The 26,644-nt window shown below is 73.9% G+C and carries 20 protein-coding genes; 6 read left to right on the top strand and 14 right to left on the bottom strand.

Annotated features, from left to right (window positions below; all coding sequences use genetic code 11):
* Window positions 1–72: 72 nt before the first annotated feature.
* The 4 genes from grpE to AC6CH9_RS11565 form a co-directional block, all read right to left on the bottom strand.
* Window positions 73–729 (bottom strand): nucleotide exchange factor GrpE, encoded by a 657-nt coding sequence (gene grpE / locus AC6CH9_RS11580; RefSeq protein WP_498155019.1) that lies wholly within the window; start codon window positions 727–729, stop codon window positions 73–75.
* On the bottom strand, window positions 726–2,609 hold the full coding sequence (gene dnaK, locus AC6CH9_RS11575) for a molecular chaperone DnaK (protein ID WP_047234439.1): 1,884 nt from the start codon (window positions 2,607–2,609) through the stop codon (window positions 726–728). Before dnaK ends, grpE begins: the two co-directional genes overlap by 4 nt.
* A 160-nt stretch (window positions 2,610–2,769) precedes the next feature.
* On the bottom strand, window positions 2,770–4,167 hold the full coding sequence (locus AC6CH9_RS11570; RefSeq protein ID WP_498155018.1) for an alanine--tRNA ligase-related protein: 1,398 nt from the start codon (window positions 4,165–4,167) through the stop codon (window positions 2,770–2,772).
* 67 nt (window positions 4,168–4,234) lie between these two features.
* Entirely contained in the window at window positions 4,235–5,179 is a 945-nt protein-coding gene (locus tag AC6CH9_RS11565; protein WP_498155017.1) for a cold-shock protein, read from the bottom strand.
* Window positions 5,180–5,775: 596 nt separating this feature from the next.
* On the opposite strand from AC6CH9_RS11565, the gene AC6CH9_RS11560 reads away from it, so the two are divergent.
* Complete coding sequence (locus tag AC6CH9_RS11560) at window positions 5,776–6,954, top strand: APC family permease (protein WP_498155189.1); 1,179 nt, start codon at window positions 5,776–5,778, stop codon at window positions 6,952–6,954.
* Window positions 6,955–7,044: 90 nt separating this feature from the next.
* On the opposite strand, the gene AC6CH9_RS11555 is transcribed toward AC6CH9_RS11560, so the two are convergent.
* Window positions 7,045–7,953: an alpha/beta fold hydrolase gene (locus tag AC6CH9_RS11555; protein ID WP_498155016.1), complete on the bottom strand. Its 909-nt coding sequence runs from the start codon at window positions 7,951–7,953 to the stop codon at window positions 7,045–7,047.
* 61 nt (window positions 7,954–8,014) lie between these two features.
* Here AC6CH9_RS11555 and AC6CH9_RS11550 point away from each other — a divergent pair, with 61 nt between their 5' ends.
* Window positions 8,015–8,569: a TetR/AcrR family transcriptional regulator gene (locus AC6CH9_RS11550; RefSeq protein ID WP_498155015.1), complete on the top strand. Its 555-nt coding sequence runs from the start codon at window positions 8,015–8,017 to the stop codon at window positions 8,567–8,569.
* Window positions 8,570–8,619: 50 nt separating this feature from the next.
* Here the strand turns inward: AC6CH9_RS11550 and aspA are convergent, their stop codons facing one another.
* The 6 genes from aspA to AC6CH9_RS11520 form a co-directional block, all read right to left on the bottom strand.
* Window positions 8,620–10,143 carry an aspartate ammonia-lyase gene (gene aspA / locus AC6CH9_RS11545; protein ID WP_498155014.1) on the bottom strand — a complete coding sequence of 508 codons (1,524 nt, stop codon included), beginning with the start codon at window positions 10,141–10,143 and terminating at the stop codon, window positions 8,620–8,622.
* Between the two features lie 48 nt (window positions 10,144–10,191).
* Window positions 10,192–11,784 carry a glycoside hydrolase family 43 protein gene (locus AC6CH9_RS11540; protein WP_498155013.1) on the bottom strand — a complete coding sequence of 531 codons (1,593 nt, stop codon included), beginning with the start codon at window positions 11,782–11,784 and terminating at the stop codon, window positions 10,192–10,194.
* Window positions 11,781–14,348 (bottom strand): beta-xylosidase/alpha-l-arabinosidase, encoded by a 2,568-nt coding sequence (locus tag AC6CH9_RS11535; protein WP_498155012.1) that lies wholly within the window; start codon window positions 14,346–14,348, stop codon window positions 11,781–11,783. Before AC6CH9_RS11535 ends, AC6CH9_RS11540 begins: the two co-directional genes overlap by 4 nt.
* An 80-nt stretch (window positions 14,349–14,428) precedes the next feature.
* Entirely contained in the window at window positions 14,429–15,322 is an 894-nt protein-coding gene (locus tag AC6CH9_RS11530; protein ID WP_498155011.1) for a carbohydrate ABC transporter permease, read from the bottom strand.
* Window positions 15,322–16,341, bottom strand: coding sequence for a carbohydrate ABC transporter permease (locus AC6CH9_RS11525; protein WP_498155010.1), 1,020 nt, complete (start codon window positions 16,339–16,341; stop codon window positions 15,322–15,324). Before AC6CH9_RS11525 ends, AC6CH9_RS11530 begins: the two co-directional genes overlap by 1 nt.
* Before the next feature lie 8 nt (window positions 16,342–16,349).
* On the bottom strand, window positions 16,350–17,636 hold the full coding sequence (locus tag AC6CH9_RS11520) for an ABC transporter substrate-binding protein (protein WP_277513914.1): 1,287 nt from the start codon (window positions 17,634–17,636) through the stop codon (window positions 16,350–16,352).
* 267 nt (window positions 17,637–17,903) lie between these two features.
* Here AC6CH9_RS11520 and AC6CH9_RS11515 point away from each other — a divergent pair, with 267 nt between their 5' ends.
* From AC6CH9_RS11515 to AC6CH9_RS11505, 3 genes are all read left to right on the top strand, one after another.
* Complete coding sequence (locus AC6CH9_RS11515) at window positions 17,904–18,905, top strand: LacI family DNA-binding transcriptional regulator (protein WP_498155009.1); 1,002 nt, start codon at window positions 17,904–17,906, stop codon at window positions 18,903–18,905.
* A 373-nt stretch (window positions 18,906–19,278) separates the two neighbouring features.
* Window positions 19,279–19,698, top strand: coding sequence for a transferase (locus AC6CH9_RS11510; RefSeq protein ID WP_498155008.1), 420 nt, complete (start codon window positions 19,279–19,281; stop codon window positions 19,696–19,698).
* 208 nt (window positions 19,699–19,906) lie between these two features.
* Window positions 19,907–21,205 (top strand): PrsW family intramembrane metalloprotease, encoded by a 1,299-nt coding sequence (locus AC6CH9_RS11505; protein ID WP_498155007.1) that lies wholly within the window; start codon window positions 19,907–19,909, stop codon window positions 21,203–21,205.
* Between the two features lie 21 nt (window positions 21,206–21,226).
* On the opposite strand, the gene AC6CH9_RS11500 is transcribed toward AC6CH9_RS11505, so the two are convergent.
* Window positions 21,227–21,847, bottom strand: coding sequence for a helix-turn-helix domain-containing protein (locus tag AC6CH9_RS11500; protein ID WP_498155006.1), 621 nt, complete (start codon window positions 21,845–21,847; stop codon window positions 21,227–21,229).
* 90 nt (window positions 21,848–21,937) lie between these two features.
* On the opposite strand from AC6CH9_RS11500, the gene AC6CH9_RS11495 reads away from it, so the two are divergent.
* Window positions 21,938–23,173: a benzoate/H(+) symporter BenE family transporter gene (locus tag AC6CH9_RS11495; RefSeq protein WP_498155005.1), complete on the top strand. Its 1,236-nt coding sequence runs from the start codon at window positions 21,938–21,940 to the stop codon at window positions 23,171–23,173.
* A gap of 95 nt (window positions 23,174–23,268) precedes the next feature.
* Here AC6CH9_RS11495 and AC6CH9_RS11490 read toward each other — a convergent pair whose 3' ends face one another.
* Both AC6CH9_RS11490 and AC6CH9_RS11485 read right to left on the bottom strand, forming a co-directional pair.
* Window positions 23,269–25,614 carry an LLM class flavin-dependent oxidoreductase gene (locus AC6CH9_RS11490; protein ID WP_498155004.1) on the bottom strand — a complete coding sequence of 782 codons (2,346 nt, stop codon included), beginning with the start codon at window positions 25,612–25,614 and terminating at the stop codon, window positions 23,269–23,271.
* The gene (locus tag AC6CH9_RS11485; RefSeq protein ID WP_498155003.1) at window positions 25,611–26,561 is read right to left on the bottom strand and encodes an LLM class flavin-dependent oxidoreductase; all 951 of its coding nucleotides are present in this window, start codon (window positions 26,559–26,561) and stop codon (window positions 25,611–25,613) included. Before AC6CH9_RS11485 ends, AC6CH9_RS11490 begins: the two co-directional genes overlap by 4 nt.
* Window positions 26,562–26,644 lie beyond the last annotated feature (83 nt).

Genomic DNA, 26,644 nt, shown 5'->3' with positions numbered 1-26,644 from the left:
ACGGCGGAGCGCACCTCCGCGCGGGAGGTGCGCCGCGCCGTCGGGGCACGTGGGGGTCTCCGGTGGTCCGGCCTACTCGGGGCCGACGACCGAGACGCGCGCGGCGCGCACGATCCGCTCCCCGATCCGGTAGCCCGGCTCGATGACGAGGTTCACCGTGGTGACGGTGGCCTCGGGGTCGGGCTGGTGCATGAGCGCCTCGTGGACGGTGGGGTCGAACTCGTCCCCGACCGCGCCGTAGCGCTCGATCCCGAACTTCTCGAGCGACTGGTCGAGCTTGTCGGAGATCGCCGCGAACGGCCCCGTCAGCTCGCCGTGCTGCCGCGCGCGGTCGATGTCGTCGAGGACCGGGAGGAGCGCGGTGAGCACGTCCTCGATCCCCTTCGTGCGCGCGGCCTCCTGGTCGCGCAGCGACCGGTTGCGGTAGTTCGTGAAGCTGGCCCGCTCGCGCTGGAGCGCGTCGAGGTGCTCGGCCGCCTCGGCCTTCGCGGCCAGGACGGCCGCGTCGACCTCGGCCTCGTCCGACGGCTCGAAGTCGAGGCCCGCGAGCGGGTCCGTCTCCGCGTCGTCACCGGCCGACCCGGCCGCGGCCTCGCCCGAGGGGCGGGGCTGGGCGGTCTCCGGGTCGACCTTGCGCTTGTCGGTGAACTGGAACGGCTTGTCCTCGGGGCCCTGGCCGGGCTCGCGCCCGGCCTGCTCCTCGGGGCCCCGGTCCTCGGGGGACGTCACTTCTTGTCGTCCTCGTCGTCCACGATCTCGGCGTCGACGACGTCCTCGTCCGGAGCGGACGTCGCGCCCGCAGCGGCGGTGGCGTCGTCCTGCGCGGCGCCGGGGTTGCCGGCGGCCTGCTCCTGCTCGGCCGAGGCGTAGAGCGCCTGGCCGATCTTCTGCGAGGACGCGACGAGCTTCTCGTGCGCGGTCTTCACGGCGTCGGCGTCCTCGCCCTCGAGCGCGGACTTGACCGACGCGATGTCGGCCTCGACCTCGGTGACGACGTCGGCCGGGAGCTTCTCCTTGTTCTCGGAGACGAGCTTCTCGGTCGAGTACACGAACGCCTCGGCCTGGTTGCGGGTCTCCGCCTCCTCGCGACGCTTCTTGTCCTCGGCCGCGTGCTCCTCGGCCTCCTTGACCATGCGGTCGATGTCCTCCTTGGGCAGCGCCGAGCCACCCGTGATGGTCATCTTCTGCTCCTTGCCGGTGCCGCGGTCCTTCGCGCCGACGTGGACGATGCCGTTCGCGTCGATGTCGAAGGTGACCTCGATCTGCGGCACGCCGCGCGGGGCCGGCGCGATGCCGGTCAGCTCGAACGTGCCGAGCGGCTTGTTGTCGCGCGCGAACTCGCGCTCGCCCTGGAACACCTGGATGAGCACCGACGGCTGGTTGTCCTCGGCCGTCGAGAAGATCTCGCTGCGCTTGGTCGGGATGGCCGTGTTGCGCTCGATGAGCTTGGTCATCACGCCGCCCTTGGTCTCGATGCCGAGGGACAGCGGGGTCACGTCGATGAGCAGGACGTCCTTGCGGTCGCCCGAGATGACGCCGGCCTGGAGAGCCGCGCCGACGGCGACGACCTCGTCCGGGTTGACGCCCTTGTTGGGCTCCTTGCCGCCCGTGAGCTCCTTGACGACGTCGGTCACGGCCGGCATGCGGGTGGAGCCACCCACGAGCACGACGTGGTCGATGTCGGAGACGGAGACGCCGGCGTCGGAGATGACCTTGTGGAACGGGGCCTTCGTCCGGTCGAGCAGGTCCTGCGTCATCTGCTGGAACTGGGCGCGCGTGAGCTTCTCGTCCAGGTGGATGGGGCCGTTCTCGCTCATCGAGAGGTACTGCATTGAGATGGTGGTGCTCGTCGCGGACGAGAGCTCCTTCTTCGCCTGCTCGGCGGCCTCGCGCAGACGCTGGAGCGCGATCTTGTCCTTCGACAGGTCGACGCCCGAGCTGTTCTTCACCTGCTTGATGAGGTGCTCGACGATCCGCTGGTCCCAGTCGTCGCCACCCAGGCGGTTGTCGCCCGAGGTCGCGCGGACCTGGATCGTGGAGAAGTCGTCCTCGTCCTTGCCGACCTCGAGGAGCGAGACGTCGAACGTGCCGCCGCCCAGGTCGAAGACGAGGATGAGCTCGTCCTCCTTACCCTTCTCCAGGCCGTACGCGAGCGCGGCCGCGGTGGGCTCGTTGACGATGCGCGTCACGTTGAGGCCCGCGATCTGCCCGGCGTCCTTGGTCGCCTGGCGCTCGGCGTCGTTGAAGTACGCCGGGACGGTGACGACCGCGTCGGTGACGGGCTCGCCCAGGTACTCCTCGGCGTCGCGCTTGAGCTTGCCCAGGATGCGCGCGGAGATCTCCTGCGCGGTGTACTTCTTGTCGTCGATCTCCACCGACCAGTCGGTGCCCATGTGGCGCTTCACCGAGCTGATGGTGCGGTCGACGTTCGTGACCGCCTGACGCTTGGCGACCTCGCCGACGAGGACCTCGCCGGTCTTGGAGAAGGCGACCACCGACGGCGTCGTGCGCGACCCCTCGGCGTTCGCGATGACGGTGGGCTCTCCGCCCTCGAGGACGGCGACCACCGAGTTGGTGGTGCCGAGGTCGATCCCGACTGCTCGTGCCATGTGTGCTGCCTCCGTTGTGGATGGGGTGCCCGACGGCGCACGCGCGCCCGGACACACCGGGTTGAGTCTGCTTCACTCAAGGTAGGCACGCGGTGCGCTCGCGCGCAACCCCGCCCGCCAGAACTTGAGTCCACCAGGCTCAACCTTCACTCGAGGCGAACTATTCCCGCGTCGTGGCGGCCGCGCGCGACCGTGCCCGCTGGCGCTCGCGGTGGAGCGCGTAGCCCTCCCGCCAGTCCGGGGCGAGAGCCATGTCGCGGCGGCGGACCTCGTCGACCGCCAGCTCGACGGGGAAGCCCCAGGTGTCCGCGAGGACGAACAGGTCCTCACCCGTGGCCGTCGTGCCCCGGAGCTTCTCGAGCTCCCGGAGCCCGCGGTGCACCGTGCGACGGAAGCGCGACTCCTCGTCACGCAGGACCGTGCTCAGCTCCTCGCGCTGCTCGACCAGGCCCGGGTACGTGTCGCCGTACACCTCGGCCACGACGGCGACGAGGTCGTCGGCGAACCGCTCCTCCAGCCCGAGCCGGACGGCGTGCACCACGGCCCGGCGGACGAGCCGTCTCAGGACGTACCCGTGCGCCTTGTTGCTCGGGCGCACCCCGTCGGCGGCGAGGAACGTCGCGGCCCGGACGTGGTCCGCGATGACGCGGAACGGGCGCGGGTCGTCCTCGTACGTGCGACCGCTGAGCGCCTCGAGGCGGTCGACCAGCGGGCGCAGGAGGCTCACGTCGAACACGTCGGAGGTCGCCAGGGCGGCCGCGGCGATGCGCTCGAGCCCGCCCCCGAAGTCGATGCTCGGCTCGTCGAGGAGGACGAACCCCTCGCCCGTGCGGCGGTAGCGCATGAACACCTGGTTGCCGATCTCGACGAACCGCCCGCCCTCGCTCGCGGGGTGCGGCTCACCGGTCGACGGGTCGTGGTGCTCGGGGCCGAGGTCGTAGAAGACCTCCGAGTCAGGCCCGCAGGGGTCGCCGACGGGGGTGCCGTCCAGGCCCCCTCCCCGGCTCCACCAGTTCTCCTCGGCGTCGTAGAGGAAGACCCGACCGCCGCGCATCCCGTCACGGTCGCCGTCGGCACGGGATCCCACGTCCACGAGCGGAGCCGCGATCCCGTGCTCCGCGAGCACCGTGACCCAGGCCCGCGCCGCGTCGTCGTCACGAGGGATCCCGTGCTCGGGCGACCCGCGGAAGCACGTGATGTACAGGCGCTCGAGGTCGACGCCGACGTGCGCGAGGAACTCGACGAACCAGCGGACCTGCTGCTCCACGTCGGCCGACCCCAGGCTCCAGTTGCCCAGCATCTCGAAGAAGGTCGTGTGCCGCCGGTCCCCGACCTCGTCGATGTCCTGCGCCCGCACGCACGGCTGCGAGTCGACCAGGAGGGGTCCGGCGTCGTGCTCGCGGACGCCCAGCAGGTAGGGCATCAGCGGCTGCATCCCGGCACCCGTGAACAGCGTCGTCGGATCCTCGCGCAGCACCAGGGGCGCTCGCTCGATCACGGCGTGCCCTCGTGCGGCGAAGAACTCGAGATAGGCCGAGCGGATCTCCTGGGCGTTCATCTCCACGACCCTAGGGACCGCTCCCGCCACCTTCCAGGGCAATACACCGCCCCGGAGGGCCCCGGCCCTACAGCAGCTCGACGTCGTCGGCCTGCGGCCCGCGGTCGCTCTGGCGGATCCTGAACCGGACCCGGTCGCCCTCCTCCAGGAACGTCTCGTCCCGCAGGACGGAGACGTGCACGAACAGGTCCTCGCCCCCGGCGTCGGGTGTGATGAAGCCGAAGCCGCGGTCCTCGTCGTAGCGCGCGACGGTCCCCTCCCCTGCGCGCGCGGGCCTGCCCGACGCGGGACGGCCCGAGCTCGCCGAGCGGCCCGGACGACCGCGGTCCGCTCCCGGCCGGGCACCCCGCGACCCGCGCACGAGCTGCACGTTGCGGGCGTTCGGCCCCTTGTCGCCCGCGACGACGTCGTACGTCACGCGCGCGCCCTCGGCGAGCTCGGTCAGCCCACGGCCCAGGGCGCTGACGTGCACGAAGACGTCGTCGCCGCCCCCGTCGGGGACGACGAAGCCGAAGCCCTTGACGTCGTCGTACCAGGAGACGGTGCCGTCCGCGCCGTCGGTCGCGGGCTGCGCGGCCTGTGCTCCGAGCGGGAGCAGGTGGTCCGCCTGCGGGCCCTTCTCCCCCTCGACGACGAGGAACGCGACCCGCTGGCCCTCGGAGACCACGCCGCCCCCGACGATGGCCGAGCTGTGCAGGAAGATCTGGGCGCTGTCGCCGTCGGGCGTGACGAAGCCGTACCCCTTGGTCGGCTCGTACCAGGCGACGGTGCCGAGCACGCCCAGCGGCGCGTCGGCGGCCCGGTCGCCCGTGACGCGGACGCGGCGCGCCTGCGGGCCGCGGTCACCCTCGCCCACCTCGAACTCGACGGCCTGCCCCTCGCGAAGCTGCTTCGGCCCGTCCTCGCCGACGATCTCCGACGCGTGGACGAACAGGTCCTCCGCCTCGTTCCCGAGGTCGATGAAGCCGAACCCTCGGTCGGCGTCGAACCATCGGACAGTTCCCTGGGGCACGGAGTACTCCTCGTCTTGGCAGGCAGTGCTGGCACCCATTGTCCCCCAGGTCCCGGCGTCCGCCGCGAGCAGCACCTGACGAACACCGCGCCGGGGACGCCCGTCCCGCACCCGGCCGTCGTGACCGCGACCTCGGTGGACGCCCACCTGGCCGGCATGCCGTCACCGCGCGCCGCCCTCGGACGAGAGGTGAGAAGTGGCCCCTCGGTGCGTGTTCCGGGAGGCCACTTCTCGCGTCTCACCGCCCTGAGGGCTACGCCTTCACCGGTTCCGGCTCCTCGTCCGCGGGCGCTCCGTCCTCAGCGGGCGCGCTCCGTCGTCGGCGGGCGTCGCGTCGTCCGGCCGGTCTCCGTCGACGGCGGGCTCGCCCTCGGGCTGCGCGCGACGTCGTGCGCGGCGCCGGACGAGCAGCACGACGACGCCGGCGGGAACTGTACCCGCTCCCGGACGGCGCGCCGACCACTGGCCGGGACGGGCGTCGACACCTCCCGGACACCTTGCCCTGGCACGCTGTCCGGGTGACCACCACCCCGGGCCAACCCTCGCTCGTGCGACGCCTCGGCACGACGGACGCGGTCATCGTCGGGCTCGCGTCGATGATCGGTGCGGGCGTGTTCTCCGCGTTCGCCCCGGCAGCCGCCGCCGCGGGGACGGGGCTGCTCGTCGGCCTGGGTCTGGCGGCGGTCGTCGCGTACGCGAACGCGACGTCGTCGGCCCAGCTCGCGGCGCAGCACTCCACGTCGGGCGGCACGTACGTGTACGGGCGCGAGCACCTCGGCCCCTGGTGGGGCTACCTCGCGGGGTGGGGGTTCGTCGTCGGCAAGACGGCGAGCTGCGCGGCCATGGCGCTCGTGCTCGCGGCCTACGCCGCCCCTCCCGGGTGGGAGCGCCCCGTCGCCGCCGCGGCGGTCGTGCTGCTCACGGCCGTGGGCTACCGGGGCGTGACGCGGACGGCGCGCCTCGCCCGGGTGATCGTCGCGGTGGCGCTCCTCGCGATCGCGACGGCCGTCGTCGCGAGCCTCGCGGGCACGGCGCCCGCGTGGTCCGGGGTGCTCGACCCCGGCGGCGCGCACGGCGGCTGGTACGGCGTCCTCCAGTCCGCCGGGCTGCTGTTCTTCGCGTTCGCGGGGTATGCACGCGTCGCGACCCTCGGCGAGGAGGTGCGCGACCCGCGCCGCACGATCCCGCGCGCGGTCCTCGTGTCGCTCGGGGCCGTCGTCGTGCTGTACGCGGTCGTGGCCGTGGTCCTGCTCGCGGTGTTGGGGCCGGACGGGCTCGCGGCGTCCACGGCGCCGCTCGCCGACGCGGTCGCCGCGGGGTCGTGGGCGTGGGCCGGCCCGGTCGTGAGCGTCGGTGCCGTCGCCGCGAGCGCCGGCGCCCTCCTCGCCCTGCTCGCGGGCGTGAGCCGGACGGGCCTCGCGATGGCGCGCACGGGCGACCTGTCCGGGTGGTTCGCGGCCGTGCACCCCGTGCACCGGGTGCCGCACCGGGCCGAGCTCGCGGTCGGGGCGGTCGTCGTGGCGCTCGTCCTCACGACGGACCTGCGGGGGGCGATCGGGTTCTCGTCGTTCGGCGTGCTCGTGTACTACCTCGTGGCGAACCTGTCCGCGCTGCGCCAGACCGCCCCGCACAGGCTGTACCCGCGCGCGCTGCAGGTGCTGGGCGCTCTGGGGTGCGTCACGCTCGTCGCCACGCTCCCGCTCACGAGCGTCGCGGCGGGAGCGGCGGTGCTGGCGGTAGGCGTCGCCCTCCGGGCGGTACGCGTGCGGTCGTGACGCGAGGTCGGCCCGCCCGTCGCCAGGTCGACCTCCCGGGGGCCGACCTCGGGCGTACGGGTCGATCTGGTGGCGCGGAGGATCGGTCCGTCACGCGGCCCGGTCGAACCAGTCGAGCGCGAGCTCCGCGACCGGCCCCGGGGCGTCGTCGGTGATGAAGTGCGCCGCGTCGTCGACCCAGGCGAACTCGATGCGGTCCGCGTAGCGCTCCGGACGGCGGCAGATGCGGCCCATGAGCTCCTCCGTGGTGGGGTAGTCGCGCCGGCCGTAGACGACCAGCGTCGGCACCGTGAGCCGACGACGACGGTAGGCACCCCGCATGATGCGCAGCGCCTCGGGCAGGATCATCCGGCGGGTGAGCGGACGCACCGCGGCGTCGATCTCGGGCCGGCGCAACGGGGCCAGGTGCGCGTCGACCGTCGCCGCGGACATCGGCCGGGCGGCATACCGCGCGGAGAACGTCCCGCGCAGCGAGGCGCCCGGCCGGTGCCAGATGAACGGCGGCAGGTGCTGGAAGGCCGGCAGCAGCCGCGGGCTGAAGGTGAAGAAGCCCGGCGGGACGGAGAGCTGCACGGCGGTGCGGACGCGCTCAGGGTGGTCGTAGCAGAGCTGCATCGCCGTGATGGCGCCCATGTCGTGGGAGACGAGGTGGGCACGCTCGACGCCGAGTGCGTCGAAGAGCGCCAGCAGGTCGTGGAGCCGGGTCTCGCGCTCGATCCGCGGGTCGTCCGCGGCGGTCCACCCGGCGCCACGGAGGTCCGGGCACAGGACGCGGTGGCCGGCGGCGGCGAGGACGGGAGCGACCTCGTGCCACTGCCACCAGTGCTCGGGGAAGCCGTGCAGCAGCACGACCGGGTCGCCGGCGCCGATGGTCGCGACGTGGGTGCGCAGGCCGGGCGTCTCGACCACGAGGTGGTCGAAGCCCGGTGCGTCCGGGAGCGGGGGCGACCATGCGGCGGCGCCGGCGGGAAGGGGGGTGCGGGGCTGGGGCGTAGTCATGGCGACTCCTTCGTGCAAGCGACTACTATGTTCATAGTAGATCGGTCGCGAGAGGGAGTCCATGGCCGCAGCCACCCGAGAACGAGCGCTGGACGCGGCCGTGGAGGTGCTCGGAGCGGACGGCGTGCGCGCGCTGAGCCACGCGCGGGTCGACCGCCGGGCCGGCCTCCCGCCCGGGTCGACGTCGAACTGGTTCCGCACCCGCCGTGCCCTCCTCGCCGGCGTGGTCGACCGGATCGCCGAGCAGGAGCGTGCCGACTTCGACGTGACCGCGATGCCGGCGATCACGAGCGTCGACGCACTGGTCGACGGGCTGTGCGCCATGACCGAGGCGCAGTCCGGGCCGTTCGCGGCGCGGACCCGGGCGCGCTACGCCCTCTTCCTCGAGCTCTCCGACGACCCCGAGCTCGGCGAGCCGCTGCGTCGCCAGCGCCGCGCGTTCGAGCGGTGGACCGAGCAGATCGTGGCCGCCGTCGGCATCGCCGACCCCGTCCCGGCCACCCGGGCCCTCATGGCGCTCGGCGACGGGCTGCTCCTGCACCGGCTCACCGTCGACCCCGGCCTCGACCTGCGCCCCGCCATCGAGCGCGCGGTGCGCGCCCTCGCGGGGTCGTGACCCGGTGCCGGCCCGCGACCCGGCCGGCGACGGGCAGGTCGATCTCGGCGTCAGGCCTCGGGTTCTGGGGGTGCGCCCGTGGCGTCGTCGGACTCCACGACGCGTGACGCCTCGCCCTCGTCCCCACCCACGGGGAGGCCGCGCTCGTCGGGGGCGTAGTAGCGGCCGGTGTAGCGCGGGCGCAGGAAGTTCTCGGTCGTGAGCACCGCGTCCACCTCCTCCGGCGTGAGCAGGCCGCGCGCCACGACGACGTCGCGCACGGAGGCGCCCGTCCGCGCCGCCTCGGCGCCCACGAGGTCGCCGTTGCGGTGGCCGATGATCTCGTTGAGGTACGTGACGATGCCGATCGAGTCGAGCACGTGGCGGCGGCACACCTCGACGTTCGCGGTGATGCCCGTGACGCACTTGGTGCGCAGCGCGACGCACGCGTTGGTGAGCAGGCGCAGCGACTCGAACATGGCCTGCGCGAGCCCCGGCTCCATGACGTTGAGCTGGAGCTGCCCGGCCTCGGCCGCGTGGGTGATGGTCACGTCGTTGCCCATGACCTTGAAGCACACCTGGTTGACGACCTCGGGGATCACCGGGTTCACCTTGGCGGGCATGATCGACGACCCGGCCTGGAGCTCGGGCAGGTTGATCTCCCCGAGCCCCGCGCGCGGCCCCGAGGACAGCAGGCGCAGGTCGTTGCAGATCTTCGACAGCTTGGCCGCGAGCCGCTTGAGGGCGGAGTGCACCGCGAGGTAGGCGCCGTTGTCGTACGTCGCCTCCACGAGGTTCTCGGCCGGGACCGTCGGGAGCCCGCTCACCTCGGCGAGGCGTCGCGTCGCGACCTTCGGGTAGCCGGGCGGCGTGTTGAGCCCGGTGCCGATCGCCGTCGCGCCGAGGTTGACCTCGAGCAGCAGCTCGCCCGCGACCTCGAGGCGTCGGATCTCCTCGCCGACGTTCACCGCGAACCCCGCGAACTCCTGGCCGAGGCTCATCGGGACGGCGTCCTGGAGCTGCGTCCGGCCCATCTTCAGGACGTCGGCGAACTCCGACGCCTTCTCGTCGAACGCGCGCTCGAGCCGTCGGACCTCACCCTGGAGCGCGCCGACGAGCTCGTGCACCGCGAGCCGGAAGCCCGTGGGGTAGGCGTCGTTGGTCGACTGCGACCGGTTGACGTGGTCGTTGGGGTTGATGACGTCGTAGCGGCCCTTCTCGAACCCGGCGAGCTCGAGCGCGAGGTTGGCCACGACCTCGTTGGTGTTCATGTTGACGCTCGTGCCCGCACCGCCCTGGAACACGTCCACGGGGAACTGGTCCAGGCACCGCCCGTGGTCGAGGATCTGGTCGCACGCGGCGACGATCGCGTCGGCGACGTCGCGCTGGATCGTGCGCAGCTCGCTGTTCGCGAGCGCAGACGCCTTCTTGACCATGACCATGCCCCGGACCATCTCGGGGACGTCGCTCACCGTCGTCCCCGAGATCCGGAAGTTCTCCATCGCCCGCACCGTGTGGACGCCGTAGTACGCGTCCGCCGGGACCTCCTTCGGTCCCAGCAGGTCCACCTCGGTACGCGTCCGTTCGCTCGACATGCCCCGACCGTAGCCCCGCCGGACGGTCCCGCACGCGGGACGGCCGCGTCAGCCCACGGGCTCGTACGCGAACCGCTCCACGCGCACGACGGACGTCGCACGCCGGCCCTCGCTCGTCGCGTGCACCCCGAGCCAGAGCCCGAGGAACCCGCCCGCCGAGGCGCTGTCGAGCGTGCGGCCGTCCACCGTCGCGACGCGCTCGAGCGAGCCACCGGACTCGTCCCCCGCCGGACCGGCGACGAGCCCGTAGTCCTGCCCGCGCACGCGCAGCCCGACGGCGACCGGCTCGCCGGGTGCGGCAACCACCGTGGTCTCGCCGACCACCTCGTCCGTGCCGCCACGTCGGTGCACGGCCACGACGCGCCGCGAGCCCCCCGGCCCGCCCTCGACGAGCAGCCGCACGTGGTCGCGCTCCGACTGGCGCACGACGACGCCCGCCCGCTCCCCCGCGGCGTCCGGCACGCGCAGCGTGACCGTCACGTCGACGTCGCGGTGCTGCTGGCGCACCCCGAGGAACGCCGGCGCGGTCCGTTCGGCGAGCGTCGCCGGGCGCACCGGGAGGTCCCAGCCCTCGCCCGCCGGGGTCGCGACGTCGCGGGGCAGGGCGCGCACCGCCGTCCAGCGCGGGTCGTCGGGGCCGACGACGCCGCTCGCCCCGCCCTGGATCGCCGGCCGGGCCGCCGCGCTCGCGAACGGGACCTTCACGGCGTCGGGCACGCGCCCCTCGCCGGGCGCGAGGACGGGCCAGCCGTCCTCCCACACGACGGGGACGAGGAACGTCTCGCGCCCGAGCGGGTAGTGGTAGCCGCCGTAGACGCGCATCGCGAGCAGCACGGCCCACCACGAGCCGTCGAGCGCCTGGACGAGGTCGGCGTGGCCCACGCCGACGACGTCGACGCCGCGGCCCAGGTGCCGGTGCGTGAGCACGGGGTTGGCCTTGTTGCCCTCGTACGGCCCCGTGACCGACGACGCGCGCGCGACGGACACCGCGTGGTGGAAGTCCGTGCCGCCCTCGGCCGCGAGCAGGTAGTACGTTCCGTCGACCTTGTACAGGTGCGGCCCCTCGGCCCACACCGCGCCCCGCACGGCGCCCGTCCACACGACGTGCTCCTGGCCGACGAGCGTGAGCGTCGCGAGGTCGAGCTCGCGCACCCACACCTCGGTCTGGTGGAACCACTCCGGCTCCGCCGCGAGCCGCGTCCCGTGCAGCCAGGCGCGGCCGTCGTCGTCGAAGAAGATCGACGGGTCGATCCCGGCGACCCGCTCGCCGTCCTCGTCGCGCAGCCACACCGGGTCGGACCACGGCCCGGCCGGGTCGGTCGCGGTCATGACGAAGTTGCCGCCGCGGGAGTCGTCCTCCGGGTCCACGAGCGTGCACACGAGCCAGAACGTGCCGTCGTGATGACGCAGCGTCGGCGCGTACAGGCCGCCCGACGACCGGATGCCGTCGTAGTCCAGCTGACCGGACCGGTCGACGACGTCCCCGACGTGCTCCCACGTCGCGAGGTCCCGGCTGCGCAGCACGGGCAGGCCGGGCAGGTACTCGAACGTCGAGGTGACGAGGTAGAAGTCGTCGCCGACGCGGCAGACCGACGGGTCGGGGAAGCAGCCGGGCAGGATCGGGTTCGGGACGAGGGTCATGCGCGCTCCCCCGCCTCGACCCGCTCGGAGACCTCGACCGCGACGAGCCGCTCGTCCGCGGCCGTGACCTCGTGCACCGTCCCGGAGACGGCGAGCGTCGCGCGCGCCGTCGCCGCACCGGGCACGACCCGGCGCTCGGCCGGTGCCGACTCGTTGACGATCGCGCCGCCGGTCGTCGACCCGAGGTCGTCGGTGCCGGGCGCGGCGTCGAACGCGCCGGCGTGCGCCCCGACCCACACCTCGACGTCGCCCGGCTCGACCACGCGCACGAGGCGACGGTCGGAGAACGCGAGGCGCGTCGTCGGGACGCGGAAGGTCACGCGACGCGACTCGCCCGCGGCCAGGTCGACGCGCGCGTACCCGAGGAGCTGCGCGACGGGACGCGGCACGGAGCCCACGACGTCGCGCGCGTAGAGCTGCACGACGTCCGTCCCGGCCACCGCGCCCGTGTTGGTCACGGTGACCACGGCGCGGAACGTCCCGCCCGTCGCGACGGTCGCGTCGACCTCGAGGTCCGCGTACGCGAACTGCGTGTACGACAGCCCGAACCCGAACGGCCGCACCGGCGTCGGGTCGGTCGACGTCACGTCGGACGGCCCCCCGAGCACCGGGTGAAGGTACGAGTAGGGCTGCGCGCCGCCCGCACGGGGCAGCGACACGGGCAGGCGGCCCGAGGGGTTCACCGCGCCGACGAGCACGTCCGCGACGGCACGCCCGCCCTCCTCACCGGGGAAGAAGCCCTGCACGACGGCGGCTGGACGACCGGCCGTCGCACCGTTCGTCCCCGCGTCGTCACCCAGCGCCCAGCCGATCGCGTACGGGCGACCGGTGAGCAGCACGAGCACGACGGGCGTCCCCGTGGCGACGACCTCCTCGACGAGCCGCCGCTGCACGCCCGGGAGCTCGAGCGACTCGACGTCGTTGCCCTCGCCGACCGTGCCGCGCCCGAACAGGCCCGCCTCGTCGCCGACGACGACCACGGCGACGTCCGCGGCGCGTACCGCGTCCACCGCGCCGGGGATCTCGGAGACGTCGTCGTCGTCGATCGCGCAGCCGACGGCGTACGTCACCTCGGCGCCGGTCGGGGCGAGCGCGTCGCGCAGCGACTCCAGGACGGTCGGCAACGCGATGCCCGCAGGGGTGCCGGGGTGGTGCGCGAGCACGTGGTTGACGAACGAGTAGCAGCCCATGAGCGCCTCGGACGAGTCCGCGTTGGGCCCGACGACGGCGACGCGCCGCGGGGCGGACGCCGCGCCGTCAGCGCTGTCGCGACGCCCGCGCACGAGCGGCAGCACGCCGTCGTTCGCGAGGAGCACGAGCGACTCCTGCGCGAGGCGACGAGCGGTCGCGCGCTGCCGCGGCGTGTCGAGGTCGACCGCCGTCGGCGGCTCCTCCGCGTAGGCGGCCGGGTCGAGCAGGCCGAGCTCCTCCTTCTGGTTGAGGAGCCGCAGGACGGCGCGGTCGACCCACGCCTCGTCGAGCGCGCCGGAGCGCACGCGCTCCGCGAGCGGCGCGAGGTAGGCGTCGCCCGTCGGCAGCTCGACGTCGAGGCCGGCCTCGAGCGCCTGTGCCGCGGCCTCGCCGCGGTCGGCCGCGACGCGGTGCATGACCTCGAGGAACGCGACGCCGAAGTAGTCGGCGACCACGACGCCGTCGAACCCCCAGCGCTCGCGCAGGACCTCGGTGAGGTACTCCGTGCTGCCGTGCAGCGGCACGCCGTCGACGTCGACGTAGGACGCCATGACCGACCTGGCGCCGCCGTCGCGCACCGCCATCTCGAAGGGCGGGAGGTAGACGTCCGCGAGCTCCCGCGGGCCCGCGCTCACGGGCGCGTGGTTGCGCCCGGCACGCGAGCCCGAGTACCCGACGAAGTGCTTGAGGGTCGCGTGCACGCCCGCGTCCTGGAGGCCGCGCACGTATGCCGTCCCGACCGTCCCCACGAGGTACGGGTCCTCGCCCACGCACTCGTCGACGCGGCCCCAGCGAGGGTCGCGCACCACGTCGAGCACGGGCGCGAGGCCCTGGTGCACGCCGAGCGCGCGCATCGACTCCCCGACCTCGCGCGCCATCTCCTCGACCAGCGCGGGGTCGAACGACGCGCCCCACGCGAGCGGCGTCGGGTACGTCGCGGCCTTCCACGCGGCGAGACCCGTGAGGCACTCCTCGTGCACGATCGCAGGGATCCCCAGCCGGGTCTCCGCCTTCAGGCGGCGCTGCTCGGCCCACAGCCACGCGGCGCGCTCCGCCGGCTCGACGGGCCGCGTGCCGTAGACACGCGTGTAGTGGCCCATGCCGTGCCGCGTGATCTCGGCGAGCCGGCCGCCGTCCTGCTGGCCCGCCGTCATCTCCGACTGCATCGGGGCGACGGTGCCGTTCTGGTCGAGCCAGTAGCCCACGAGCTGCGCGAGCTTCTCGTCGAGCGTCATGCGGGCGTGCAGCGCGCGCACGCGCTCCGAGACCGTGGGCGGGTGCGGCGGTGCCGGGCGCGCGCTGCGGGGCGCCTGGACGGCCGGCTCCGTGGAGCCGGTGGGTGCCGTCGGGACGGCAGGGACGACGTCGGTCACGGGACCGTTCTCCTTCGATGGGTGGCCCTGCCCCGCGCGTGGCGCGGGGCAGGGACGGGGTGCGCGGACGGGGCGGGCGGTCAGCCCTTCACGGCTCCGGAGAGGCCGCCGACGATGCGCCGCTCGAACAACGAGAAGAAGACGAGCGCGGGGATCATCGACAGGGAGGTGAAGGCGAGCACGCGGGCGGTGTCCACGGAGTACTGCGACGCGAACGCCTGCACGCCCAGCGGGAGCGTGTACGACGTCTCGTCGTTGAGGATGAAGAGCGGGAGCATGTAGCTGTTCCAGCTCGCGACGAACGCGAGGATCCCCACGGTGATGACCCCTGGCAGGGACAGCGGCACGACCATGCGGAAGAAGAACCCGAGTCGGCTCGCCCCGTCGATCGACGCCGCCTCCTCGATCTCGCGCGGGATGGCGCGCAGGAACGGGACGAGGATGATGACGGTCGTCGGGAGGGCGAACGCGATCTGCGGCAGCACCAGTCCGCCTACCGAGTTCATCAGCCCGAGCGAGCGGATCATGATGTAGAGCGGGGTGATCGCGACGGTCATGGGGAACATGAGGCCCGCGGCGAACAGCGCGTACAGCGCCCCGCGCCCGGCGAACGAGTAGCGCGCGATGACGTAGCTCGCCATGAGACCGAGGACGACGACCCCGAGGGTCGTGAGGAGCCCGGCCACGAGCGAGTTCCCGAGCTGCTGCCAGAACAGCGAGCTCGTCAGGACACCGACGTAGTTCTCGATCTGCCACGGGTCGGGCAGGCCCGACGGGTCGGCCGTGATCTGCGCGTTCGTGCGGAACCCGCCGATCACGATGTATGCGATCGGGGCGAGGCACACGCCCACGAGCAGCCACGCGACCACGTAGGTCAGGGGACCGCCCCGGCCGATGCCGGAGCCGCGCGGCTCCTTCGGGATCTGGGCGTCGGGGGCGCGCTCGGGCGCGGGCGCCGCGGTGACGGTGGCCATCACTTCTTCCCTTCCGTGATCGCGCCCTCGGTGTCACGGCGCAGGACGTACCGCTGGTAGACGAGCGCCACCGCGAGCGAGATGAGGAACAGCACCACGGCGACCGCGCTGCCGTACCCGTAGTTCCCCGCGTTGCGGCCGTTCGCCACCATGTAGGTCGCCATGGTCGACGTCCCCGCCGTCGAGGCCACGTACTGGCCCCAGATGATGTAGACGAGGTCGAAGAGCTGGAGCGAGCCGATGATCGACAGGAACGCCCAGATGCGGACGGTCGGGCCGAGCAGCGGGAGCGTCACGTAGCGCTGCGTCTTCCAGTACGACGCGCCGTCGATCGCGGCCGCCTCGCCCAGCTCGTCGGGGATGCCCTGGAGGCCTGCGAGGAAGAGGATCACGGCGAAGCCGATGTACTTCCACGTGATGATGAGCATCAGGGTCCAGATCGCGACGTCCGGGTCGGCGAGCCAGTCGACCGTGAGGAACCCGAGACCGATGCGTTCCAGCAGGTCGTTCACGGCGCCCGTCGTCGCGAGCATGAGGCTGAAGCCCGTCCCGACGATCACCTCGGACACCACGTACGGCACGAACACGAGCACGCGGATCACCGAGCGGCCGCGGATGCGCCGGTTGAGCATGAGCGCCACGACCACGGCGACCGGGCCCTGGAGCACGAGCGACATGATGACGATGAACGCGTTGTGCCCCAGCGCCGCGAGGAACTCGGGGTCGCGGAAGATGATGAGGTAGTTGTCGAACCCGACGAACTCCGTCGGCGGCCCGAAGCCCTTCCACTTGAAGAACCCGTAGTACGCCGCCATCACCACGGGGACGATGACGAACGTCAGGAAGACGACGAGCGCGGGCCCGGCGAGCACGGCGATCTCGGCTCGCTGCGCCCACCGGCCGCCGCGCGGGGGGCGCCGCGCGGCGACCGGGGCGGCCGGGGGCGGCGTGACGCCGCCCCCGGCCCTGTCCTCGGGCGTCGTCGTGCTCGGCGAGATCTCGCCCTGGGACACGTTCATGGAAGTGGTTACTCCTTGGCGGCCGCGTCGTTGACCGCGGTGACGATGTCCTCGGGCGTGCCCTGGCCGGCGAGCAGGTTGACGACGGCCGTGTTCAGGGCGTTGCCGATGTTCTGGCCGTAGAGCGTGTCGAGCCAGACGGAGACGTACGGCGCCTCGTTGTACGCCTCGAGGATCGAGACGAGGGCCGGGTCGACGACCGCGCCCTGGGCCTCCTTGCTCGCGGGCAGCGTCTGGAACGCGGTGGCGTAGGCCTCCTGCGACTCCTTCGACATGGCGAAGTTGAGGAAGTCGGCGCACGCGTCCGGGGCGTCCACGTAGCAGGAGTAGCCGTCGACGCCGCCCATCATCGCGCCGGGCTCGCCGTCACCGTCCTCGACCTCGGGGAACGGGAACCACTGGAGGTCGGGCAGGGGCTGCTCGTCCGGCGTGAGGGACGCGATGACGCCCGGGTCCCACGCGCCCATGAGCTCCATCGACGCCTGGTGGTTCGCCAGCAGACCGGCCGACGAGCCGGCGCCCTGCTGCGCGGACGTGGTGAGGAAGCCCTCGTTGAACGGCTCCGTCGCCGCGAAGTCCGCGAGCGCGTTGCCGGCGTCGAGCCAGCACGGGTCGTCGAACGTCCGCGTGTCGGCGGCCTCGTTCATCGCGTCCTGGGAGCAGTACCGGAGGGCGAAGAAGTAGTACCAGTGCGCGGCGGGCCACGCGTCCTTGGCACCGAGCGCGATGGGCGCGATGCCCGCGGCCTTGAGCTGCTCGGTCGCCGCCTCGAGGTCCGAGATCGTCCCCGGGGTCTCGGTGATGCCGGCCTGGTCGAACAGGTCGGTGCTGTAGAACATGCCACCGGGCAGGATCGAGACCGGCATGCCGTAGACCTTGCCGTCGACCGAGAGCGCGCTCAGCGACCCGCCGACCGCCTCCTCGACCGCCGGGTCGATGAGGTCGGTCAGGTCCTTGACCTGACCCGCCTCGACGACGTCCGCGAGCTTGCCGCCACCGCGCGCCATGAAGATGTCGGGCGCGTCACCCGAGTTCAGGGCGGTCTGGAGCTTGCCGTCCATGTCCTCGTTCTGGATCGACTGGATCGTGATCTTCACGCCGGGGTTCTCGTCCTCGAACGCCGCGGCCGTCTCCTTCCAGTAGTCCATGCCGGGGCCGGTCGTGGAGTTGTGCCAGAAGGTCATCGAGACCGAGCCGTCGTCCGAGCCGGAGTCGCCCCCGCCTCCGCAGGCCGAGAGCACGAGCGTGCCCGCCATCGCGACGGCAGTCGCCGCCAGGAGCTTCCGAGACTTCATCGTTCCGTCCTCTTCGTCGAGTCGCACAGGGCGCACGCTGCCTCGAGCGCGCCAGGCCGGCTCCGCGTCGGTGCCGCCAGGGCGACTCTGGCAAACGAGAGGGTGGCGTGTCAATCGTTATCGATAACGTTTTACATACGATGCGGGGCGAGCGGCCACGGGCGCCGGCGCGAGAGTGCGCACGCGAGCCCGCCACGCGCCCACCGACCAGGACGAGCACTCGGCGGTGCGCCGCCGAGGCACCGCGGCACGGGCTACTGTCTCCCCATGCGCTCCACGGGAAGAGTCACGATCGGCGACGTCGCGCGGACCGCCGGCGTCTCCGTCGCGACGGTCTCCAAGGTGATCAACGGCCGCTACGGCGTCGCCCTCGAGACCTCCCGCCACGTCCAGGAGGTCATCGACCAGCTCGGGTACGAGTCGTCGATCGTCGCGCGCAGCCTGCGCAGCAGCCGCACGAACGTCATCGGCATCCTCGTCGCCGAGTTCGAGCCGTTCTCGACCGAGCTGCTCAAGGGCATCTCCGAGGCCGTCGACGGGACGGGCTACGAACTGCTCGCCTACTCCGGCGGGCTGCGCCGCGACGACCGCGTCGGGTGGGAGCAGCGCTACCTCTCGCGCCTCGGCGGCACCCTCATCGACGGCGCCATCCTCGTCACCCCGACCGTCGTCGCGCCGGGCAACTCCATCCCCGTCGTCGCCGTCGACCCGCACCGCGGCCCCTCGGGCCCGCCCACCGTCGACTCCGACAACCTCGCCGGCGCCCGCGCCGCGACCGAGCACCTGCTCTCCCTCGGGCACCGCCGCATCGGCTTCCTCGCCGGACGTCCGGACCTCGAGTCTGCGCGCCTGCGCGAGCAGGGCTACCGCGAGGCCCTCGCCGACGCCGGCGTGCCGTTCGACCCGGACCTCGTGCGCGTCGGCGGCTACCGCCCCGACCTCGCCGACTCCCCCGCGCACGAGCTGCTGTCGCTCCCCGCGCGCCCCACCGCGATCTTCGCCGCCAACGACCTCTCGGCGATCCGCACCATGGAGGTCGCCGCGGAGCTCGGCCTGCGCGTGCCCGACGACGTCTCGGTCGTCGGGTTCGACAACGTCCCCGAGTCAGCGCTCACCACCCCGCCCCTGACGACCGTCGACCAGCCGATCCACCGCATGGGCGCCGAAGCCCTGAGACTCATCGTCGACCTCGTCGAGGGCAACGCCCGCGAACCCCACGTCCGCCTCCCCACGACCCTCGTCGTCCGCGGCACCACCCGTCCCCTCTGACGTCGGACCTTCGGGCCGCCGACCGCAAGCTGGAACCCTCGTCGACCGAGGTAGAGCCGTGGTCGGCCGAGATAGAGCCCTGGTCACCCGAGGTAGAACCCTGGTCGGCCGAGAAAGAACCCTGGTCACGCGGGAGCCCTGCGGCCGCCCGAGTGCGTGGCGACCAGGGTGAGACGACGCCGGGCAGGGTGACCATGGCTCTACCTCGCGCAACCACGGCTCTACCTCGCGCAACCACGGCTCTACCTCACGCGACCACGGCTCTACCTCGCGCGGACGGGGTCCGCACTCGAGGTCAGCGGCGATGGAATCCTGGGCACCTCCTCGACGTTATGTCAGCAGTACCACTGCCGACAGACCTTGAGGAGGTCGCATGGCCCGCCTCGCACGCCGCGTCCAGGTCGAGAACGACTACGGCGAGATCCTGCACTACGAGCGCCACACCGGCGGCGGCCTCGTGTCGCCGCACGCCCGTGTCCCCGAGTCCGTGCCCGTCGGATCGGGCACGTACGTCGAGAAGGGGGCCGTCGTCGGGCACGGCTGCCAGCTCGGCGCCGGGAGCTGGATCGACCGCGACGTCGTCCTCGGCCGTGACGTCCGCATCGGCGACAACGTGCGCCTCTCCCCCGAGACCCGGGTCGGCGACCGCGCCCGGGTGAGCAGCGGAGCGCGCGTCGGGCGGCGCGTGCTCGTGGAGCCGGGCGCCGTCGTCCCGCCGGACGAGATCGTGCCCGACGACGCCACCGTGCGCCGCCGGGGTGGCGTGCGCTCCGGGTACGACGTCGCCGCCTAGCGACCCGCACGCGCCCACCCCTCTCGGGCGGGCCCGGCCCGCCCGACGCTTCTTCCCGCACGGCGTGTCCTGGGTCGTCGGCGGGTCCCGCGCCGAGCCCGGCGACATTCCCGGGTTCGGGCGACGGCGCCGCCCGTGACCCCGGGTTCGGCGCCATCGCCGGTGGACACCTTTCCCCGCGGCGACCGGGTGCGTAGCCTTACCGCCCGTGACGTACCCGCCGCACGGCCCCGCCGCCCCTCCGCCGCACCCGCAGCCGACGCCGGTGCCCCCGCACCCGCAGGGTCCTGCGGGCGCCGCGGTGCCGCTCGACCCGCGCGCGGTCCTGGAGGGTCGACCGCCGGGCCGGGCGCGCGTCGGCGTCATCGTGACGATCGCGGTCGCGAGCCTGTGCCTGCTCGTCGGCCTCGTGCTCGCGGCGCTGTCCGGGGTCGGGACGTTCACGGTCGGCCTCCTGCTGGCGCTCGTGCCGCTCGGCATCTGGGTGCCGGTCGTGCTCGCGCTCGACCGTCTCGAGCCGGAGCCGCCGAGCGCGCTCGTCGTGGCGTTCCTGTGGGGCGCGGGCATCGCGACCCTCGTCGCGGGGATCCTCAACACGCTCGGGCTCGAGCTGCTCACCGCGCCGCTGTTCGGCGAGGAGGTGGGCTGGTACGTCGTCGCCTCGTTCGGGGCCCCGTTCGTCGAGGAGATCCTCAAGGGCGCGGTGCTGTTCGGGATGCTGTGGTTCCGCCGGCACGAGATCGACGGCTGGACCGACGGCGTCATCTACGCGGCGATGGTCGCGCTCGGGTTCGCGGCGGTCGAGAACGTCACCTACTTCATCATGGCCGCGCAGGACGGCACGCTCGGCCCGACGTTCGTGCTCCGCGCGCTCGTCACTCCCCTGCTGCACCCGCTGTGCACGGCGCTCACCGGCCTCGGCGTGGCGAGCGCGGCCACGAGCCCGCCCGGCCCGCGCCGGGTCCTCGCGCCGATCGGCGGCCTCGCGGCGGCCATCGCGCTCCACATGCTGTGGAACGCCTCGACCGGCTTCGGGACCCTCGCGCTGGGGGTCGCCTACCTCGCCGGGCTCGGTGTCCTGATCACGCTGATCGTGCTGCTCGTGCGGGACCGGCGTCGCACGGTCGCGACGATCCAGCGACAGCTCGTCCCGTACGTCCCGACGGGCCTGGTCACGCCCGCGGACCTCACGATGCTCTCGACGCTCGCGTCGCGACGTCAGGCCCGCGACTGGGCGCGCCGCACGGGCGGCGCCGGCGCGGCGCACGCGATGCGCGACTACCAGCAGGCGGCGACGGAGCTCGCGCTGCTCCACGACCGCGTCGCGCGCGGCGCGGTCGAGGCGTGGCGCGTCGAGGGTCAGCGCCGCGCGCTGCTCCAGCTCATGCTCACGGCACGCCGGGCGTTCCTCGTCCGGACGCCGCAGCCGCCGCCCACGCCGTGGTCGCCGGGCACGCCGTCCGGCTTCACGACCGACGCGTGGGTGCCCGGCCAGGGCGCGTACTAGCCCGGCGGCCTCCGCCGACGGCTACCCCGCACCGCCCCGGGGCGGCGTCCGGATGACGAGCACCGCGTCGACCGGGGCGCCGTCGAGCGCCCGGTAGGAGTGGTCGGCGTCTGACACCCAGCGCAGCTCGTCGCCCTCCTCGACGACGGCCTCCGCGCCGTGGCGCCCGGCCCGCAGGCGGCCGCGCGTGATGAGCAGGTGCTCGACGACGCCCGGCCCGTGGGGTGGCGAGGTCCGGTCCGCGTGGGGCTCCAGGTGCAGGTGGTAGACCTCGACGGCCGTGCCGCCGGGCAGGTGGTGCGCGTCGAGCAGGCGCGCGGTGACGCCCTCGGACGAGACCTCCGTGCCGGCCCGCTCGGCGAGCAGCGTCGCGAGCGGGACGCCGAGCGCCCCGGCCAGCGCGTAGAGGGTCGCGAGCGTGGGGTTGCGCGCGCCGTGCTCGATCTCGGAGAGCGAGCCCTTGCCGATGCCCGCCGCGGCGGCGAGGGCAGACAGCGAGAGCCCGCGCTCGGCACGCAGCGCGCGGAGCTGTGCGGCGACCGCCGCGAGCGTCCCGTCCCCGGCCCGTTCCGGCGGGCGCCCGGGCACTCCCCGTGCATCCCCGTCCGGCCGATCTTCCGCGCGCCCTGCCCCGTCGCTCACGGGCCGCAGCCTACCGGCGCGAGTATCGCGGGGCCTCTGGTAGCGTTCTGTGAACAGAACGCTCTCCCTCCGCCGCCCGCCAGGAGCAGCATGGACCCCGCCTCGGACCGCCTGCGCCCCGTCCTCGCCGGGCTCGTGACCGCCCTCGTCGGCTTCACGAGCTCGTTCGCCGTCGTGCTCGCGGGGCTGCGCGCCGTCGGCGCGACGCCCGACCAGGCCGCGTCCGGGCTCCTGGCCCTGTGCGTCGCGCAGGCCGTCGGCATCCTCTGGCTCACGACCCGGCACCGCACCCCGCTCACGCTCGCGTGGTCCACGCCCGGCGCCGCGCTGCTCGTGAGCACGGGCGCCGTCGCGGGCGGGTGGCCCGCCGCGGTCGGGGCGTTCTGCGTCGTCGGCGGGCTCGTGCTGCTCACCGCGCTCTGGCCGCGCCTCGGCGACCTCGTCGCCGCCATCCCCGCCCCGATCGCCCAGGCGATGCTCGCCGGCGTGCTCCTCACACTGTGTCTCGCGCCCGTGCGCGCGGTCGTCGCGACGCCGCTGCTCGTCGCGCCGGTGATCCTCACCTGGCTCGTGCTGCTGCGCGTCGCGCCGCGCTGGGCGGCGCCCGCCGCGCTCGCGGTCACTCTCGCGGTCGTCGGGTACGAGGCCGTGCACGGCGGCACGCTCGCCTGGTCCGACGCCGTCCCGCGCCTCGATCTCACGGCGCCCACGCTCTCGTGGCAGGCCGTCGTCGGGCTCGCCGTCCCGCTCTACGTCGTGACGATGGCGTCGCAGAACGTGCCGGGTGTCGCCGTCATGGCGTCGTTCGGCTATCGGGTGCCGTGGCGCGAGGCGATGACCGTCACCGGGCTCGCGACCCTCGCCGGAGCGACCGCGGGCGGCCACACGATCAACCTCGCGGCGATCTCCGCCGCGCTGGCCGCGGGGCCGGAGGCGCACCCCGACCCCCGACGCCGCTGGCTCGCCGCCCACACCGCCGGGTGGGCGTACCTCGTGCTCGCCGTCGGGTCGGCGGGCCTCGCCGCGCTCGTCGCCGCGGCGCCCGCGGGGCTCGTCGAGGCGGCGGCCGGTCTCGCGCTCGTCGGCACGCTCGGCGCCGCCGTCGCGGGCGCGGTCGCCGAACCGCGCGGGCGCGAGGCTGCGGTCGTGACGTTCCTCGTCGCCGCGAGCGGCGTCGTCGTGGCGGGCATCGCCGCCGCGTTCTGGGCGATCCTCGCCGGGCTGGCCGTCCACGCGGTCCTCACCGTGCGCCGTCGGGCACCGGGGCCCCCGAGCGAGACCGAGACACCGGTCGACACCCCACCGCGCGAGGTAGAGGCCCGGTAGCGCGAGGTAGAGGCGTGGTCATGACCAGGGCTCTACCTCGCGCTACCAGGGCTCTACCTCGCGCTACCAGGGCTCTACCTCGCGCTACCAGGGCTCTACCTCGCGGGAGCCGGTGCCGCCTCGCGGGGCTCCCGGTCGAGCGGGTCCGGCCCGAGGACCGGCAGGTTGTCGCGGAAGACGTTCGTCGGGTCGACGCGGCGCTTGACCTCCCGCAGCCGTGACAACGTCGCGGGCGGGAACGCGTCGGCGACGCGCTCGGGGCGCAGATCGGTGTCGAAGCTCAGGTACATGCCCTCGAACACGTCGGCGAGCGCGTCCCACCGGGCGTCGAGCCGCGAGCGGCTCGCTCCCATCGCCACGACGGAGAAGCTCGCCGAGCGGTGCGCGTACGCCGTCGCGTCCGCGGGGACGTCGGACGCCGCGCCACCCGTCGAGCGGATCTGGAAGAAGTACGTGTCGCCGCTCGCGACGAGGCCCGCGAGCCGGGCCGACGCCTCGGGCGTGAGGTGCTCCAGCAGTCCGGACCGCGACACGGGCTCCCCCTGGCCGCCGTGCGGCCCGGGCGCGGGCGCGGAGACGACGGCGTCGTACGGCACGATCTGCGCCGTCGCCTGAGCGAGCAGCGGCGAGATCGCCGCGAACGGCTGGAGCCGGGCGAGGACGGTGTCGGGGTCGTCGGAGTCGACCATGGTCATGGACTGCGCGACGACCGGCTGCCCGGGGCGCGGGCGCCCGACGATCAGGAAGCTCGTCGTGTCCCGCGGCGCGGCCTCGACCGTCGCGCCCCAGCGCTCGAGGAACCCGGCGAGGTCGGACGCGTCGTGCACCATCTGCGCGAACCCCACCGCAGACACCTCGTCCGCGACGAGCTCGAACGCCGTCACGATGCCGACCTGCGACCCCGCGCCGCGGACAGCCCAGAACAGGTCCGGGTTCTCCTCCGCGCTCGCGCGCACGACCGAGCCGTCCGCCAGCACGACCTCGACGGCGCGCACGTGGTCGATCGTCAGACCGTGGGCGCGGCCGAGGAAGCCGATGCCGCCCGCGGTCGCGAGCCCGCCCACGCCCACGCCGCCGTAGTCGCCCGACGTGATCGCCCACCCGCGCGGCGCGAGCGCCGCCGCGACCTCGCCCCAGCGCGCACCGGGCCCGACGCGCACGAGGCGCGCGGCGTCGTCGAGCACCTCGATCGCGTCGAGCGCGCCGAGGTCGAGGACGATCCCGCCGTCGTTCGTCGAGCGTCCGCTGATCCCGTGGCCACCGGAGCGGACGGACAGCGGCACCCGGCGCGTCACCGGCTGGGCGCGCGCGAACGCGAGCGCCTCGACGACATCCGCGGTGTCGCGCGGCCGCAGCACGAGCCCCGGCGAGCCGCCGCGCAGGTAGTTCGAGCGCACGCCCGCGTACGCGGCGTCCCCGGGCTCGACCGCGCGGTCGGCGAGCGAGGCGGGGACCTCGTCGTACGCGATGCCCTCGCGACGCGCGGAGCGGACCGCGAGCGGCACGACGCGCGACGTGTCGGTGCCGTGCGACGCTCGCCCGGCGGCGACGGCGTCGCGCAGCGCGGGCACGACCTCCTCGGCGAACCGGCGCGTCGCGCGCTCGTCGTCGGTCGCGAGGATCAGCGTCGAGACACCCTCCTCGAGGACGAGCGGCACGAGCCGCTCGACCCAGGCCGCGGGCGGCCCGGCGAGGTCGGGCACGCCACCGAGACCCGACGCCGTGGGGGCGTCTCCGAACGTGCCCGACACGTTGAGCAGGCGCGTCACCTCGCGCGGGTCGCGCCCGACGGCGGTCGCGGCCTCGTCGATGCGCTCGTTGCCCGCGCGCAGCCCGTCCAGGCCGACGCGGCCCAGAGACGGGAGCCAGCCGTCGGCCTTCTCGCCGACGAGGCGCAGCATGCGAGGGCCGAGCGCGCCCAGCCAGAGCGGGATGCGCCGCGTGGTCCCCGGACCGGGCGTCGCGCCGTCGAGCCGGTGGTGGCGCCCGGGGACGAACAGCTCGCCGTCGCCGTCCTCGCCCCAGATCGCCCGGATCACCTCGATCGCCTCGGCGAGCGCGTCGACCGACTCGCCCGGCGTCAGCCGCTCGACGCCCATCGACACCATGGCGTCCCAGAACGCGCCGGCGCCCAGGGCGAGGTCGATGCGCCCGTCGGACAGCAGGTCGAGGCTCGCCGCGGCGCGCGCGAGCACGGCGGGCCGGCGCATGGGGACGTTGACGACGTCGGGCGCGACGTGGATGCGCTCCGTCGCGGACGCGACGTACGACAGCAGCGTCCACGTGTCGAGGAAGCGCGGCTGGTACGGGTGGTCCTGGAAGGTCACGAGGTCGTAGCCCAGGTCCTCGGCGAGGCGCGCAAGATCGACCGTCGCCTCCGGGTCCTGCGCCGAGGGCGTGACGAACGTGCCGAACCGGAGCGGGTGGCCGTAGTCGGTCATGCGCGGGCCTCGCCGTCCGTCGTGGTGCTCGACGCCGGGCCGCCCGGCGCGGTGCCGCGCGCGGTCGCGACGAGCTCGCGCGCCGCGGGGGCGACCTCCTGACCGACGACGGCGAGCGTCGTCGGGTCGTCGCCCGCGACGATCCACGTGGACACGCCGTGCTCGAGGGTCACCTCCGCGACCTGCTCGGCCCACTGGCGCGGCGAGCCCTGGAGGAACCCTGCGCCGCCGTCGGCGGTGAACCGGCCGCCGACGTTGAGCAGCCGACGCACGGCGCGCGGGTCACGACCCGCGTCCTCGGCGGCGTCGTCGATCGTCGCGTTGCCCTTCGCCAGCGCCTCGAAGCTCTGGAGGTACGCGAGCGACGGGAGCCAGCCGTCTGCCTTCGCGCCGACGAGGCGCAGCATGCGGGGCTTGAGCGCGCCGACCCAGATCTCGACGTCGTGCGCGGGCGCCGGACCACGCTTGGCCCCGTCGACGCGGTGGTGCGCCCCGCCCGCGACGAGGCGGTCGCGCGTGGACGTGTCCCACAGCCCGCGGACGACGTCGATGCCCTCGGAGAGCGCGTCGACCGACTCCCCCGGCGTCAGGCGCTCGCCGCCCATCGCGACGATCGGGTCCCAGAACCCGCCCGCGCCGAGCCCCAGCTCGACGCGCCCGCCCGAGAGCCGGTCGAGGCTCGCCACGGCGCGCGCGAGCACGGCCGGCGGGCGCAGCGGCAGGTTGAGCACGTTCCCCGCGATCCGGATGCGCTCGGTGCGCGCGGCGACCCAGGACATCAGCGTCCACGTGTCGAGGAACGCCGCCTGGTACGGGTGGTCCTGGAACGTGACGAGGTCCAGCCCCACCTCCTCGGAGAGCTGCGCGAGCGCGACCGCCTGCTGGGGCGCCGCGGCGGTGGGCGTGACGAAGGACCCGAAGCGCAGGTCGTGGCCGTAGTCGGGCATGGCTCCTCGCGATCTCAAGATACGTTGCTGTGCAGAACATATCCGTAACAGATAGGTGGTGCAACCGCATTCCCGGCGGTAGG

The organism is Cellulosimicrobium sp. GQ32 (assembly GCF_059758455.1).
This window is presented reverse-complemented; position numbering and strand designations above follow the sequence as displayed.

Bases quoted from the DNA above. Each gene is read 5' to 3' on its own strand.
- dnaK (WP_047234439.1), bottom strand. From the start codon at position 2,609: ATGGCACGAGCAGTCGGGATCGACCTCGGCACCACCAACTCGGTGGTC.
- AC6CH9_RS11570 (WP_498155018.1), bottom strand. From the start codon at position 4,167: ATGAACGCCCAGGAGATCCGCTCGGCCTATCTCGAGTTCTTCGCCGCA.
- AC6CH9_RS11560 (WP_498155189.1), top strand. From the start codon at position 5,776: ATGATCGGTGCGGGCGTGTTCTCCGCGTTCGCCCCGGCAGCCGCCGCC.
- AC6CH9_RS11555 (WP_498155016.1), bottom strand. From the start codon at position 7,953: ATGACTACGCCCCAGCCCCGCACCCCCCTTCCCGCCGGCGCCGCCGCA.
- AC6CH9_RS11550 (WP_498155015.1), top strand. From the start codon at position 8,015: ATGGCCGCAGCCACCCGAGAACGAGCGCTGGACGCGGCCGTGGAGGTG.
- aspA (WP_498155014.1), bottom strand. From the start codon at position 10,143: ATGTCGAGCGAACGGACGCGTACCGAGGTGGACCTGCTGGGACCGAAG.
- AC6CH9_RS11540 (WP_498155013.1), bottom strand. From the start codon at position 11,784: ATGACCCTCGTCCCGAACCCGATCCTGCCCGGCTGCTTCCCCGACCCG.
- AC6CH9_RS11530 (WP_498155011.1), bottom strand. From the start codon at position 15,322: ATGGCCACCGTCACCGCGGCGCCCGCGCCCGAGCGCGCCCCCGACGCC.
- AC6CH9_RS11525 (WP_498155010.1), bottom strand. From the start codon at position 16,341: ATGAACGTGTCCCAGGGCGAGATCTCGCCGAGCACGACGACGCCCGAG.
- AC6CH9_RS11520 (WP_277513914.1), bottom strand. From the start codon at position 17,636: ATGAAGTCTCGGAAGCTCCTGGCGGCGACTGCCGTCGCGATGGCGGGC.
- AC6CH9_RS11515 (WP_498155009.1), top strand. From the start codon at position 17,904: ATGCGCTCCACGGGAAGAGTCACGATCGGCGACGTCGCGCGGACCGCC.
- AC6CH9_RS11510 (WP_498155008.1), top strand. From the start codon at position 19,279: ATGGCCCGCCTCGCACGCCGCGTCCAGGTCGAGAACGACTACGGCGAG.
- AC6CH9_RS11495 (WP_498155005.1), top strand. From the start codon at position 21,938: ATGGACCCCGCCTCGGACCGCCTGCGCCCCGTCCTCGCCGGGCTCGTG.
- AC6CH9_RS11490 (WP_498155004.1), bottom strand. From the start codon at position 25,614: ATGACCGACTACGGCCACCCGCTCCGGTTCGGCACGTTCGTCACGCCC.
- AC6CH9_RS11485 (WP_498155003.1), bottom strand. From the start codon at position 26,561: ATGCCCGACTACGGCCACGACCTGCGCTTCGGGTCCTTCGTCACGCCC.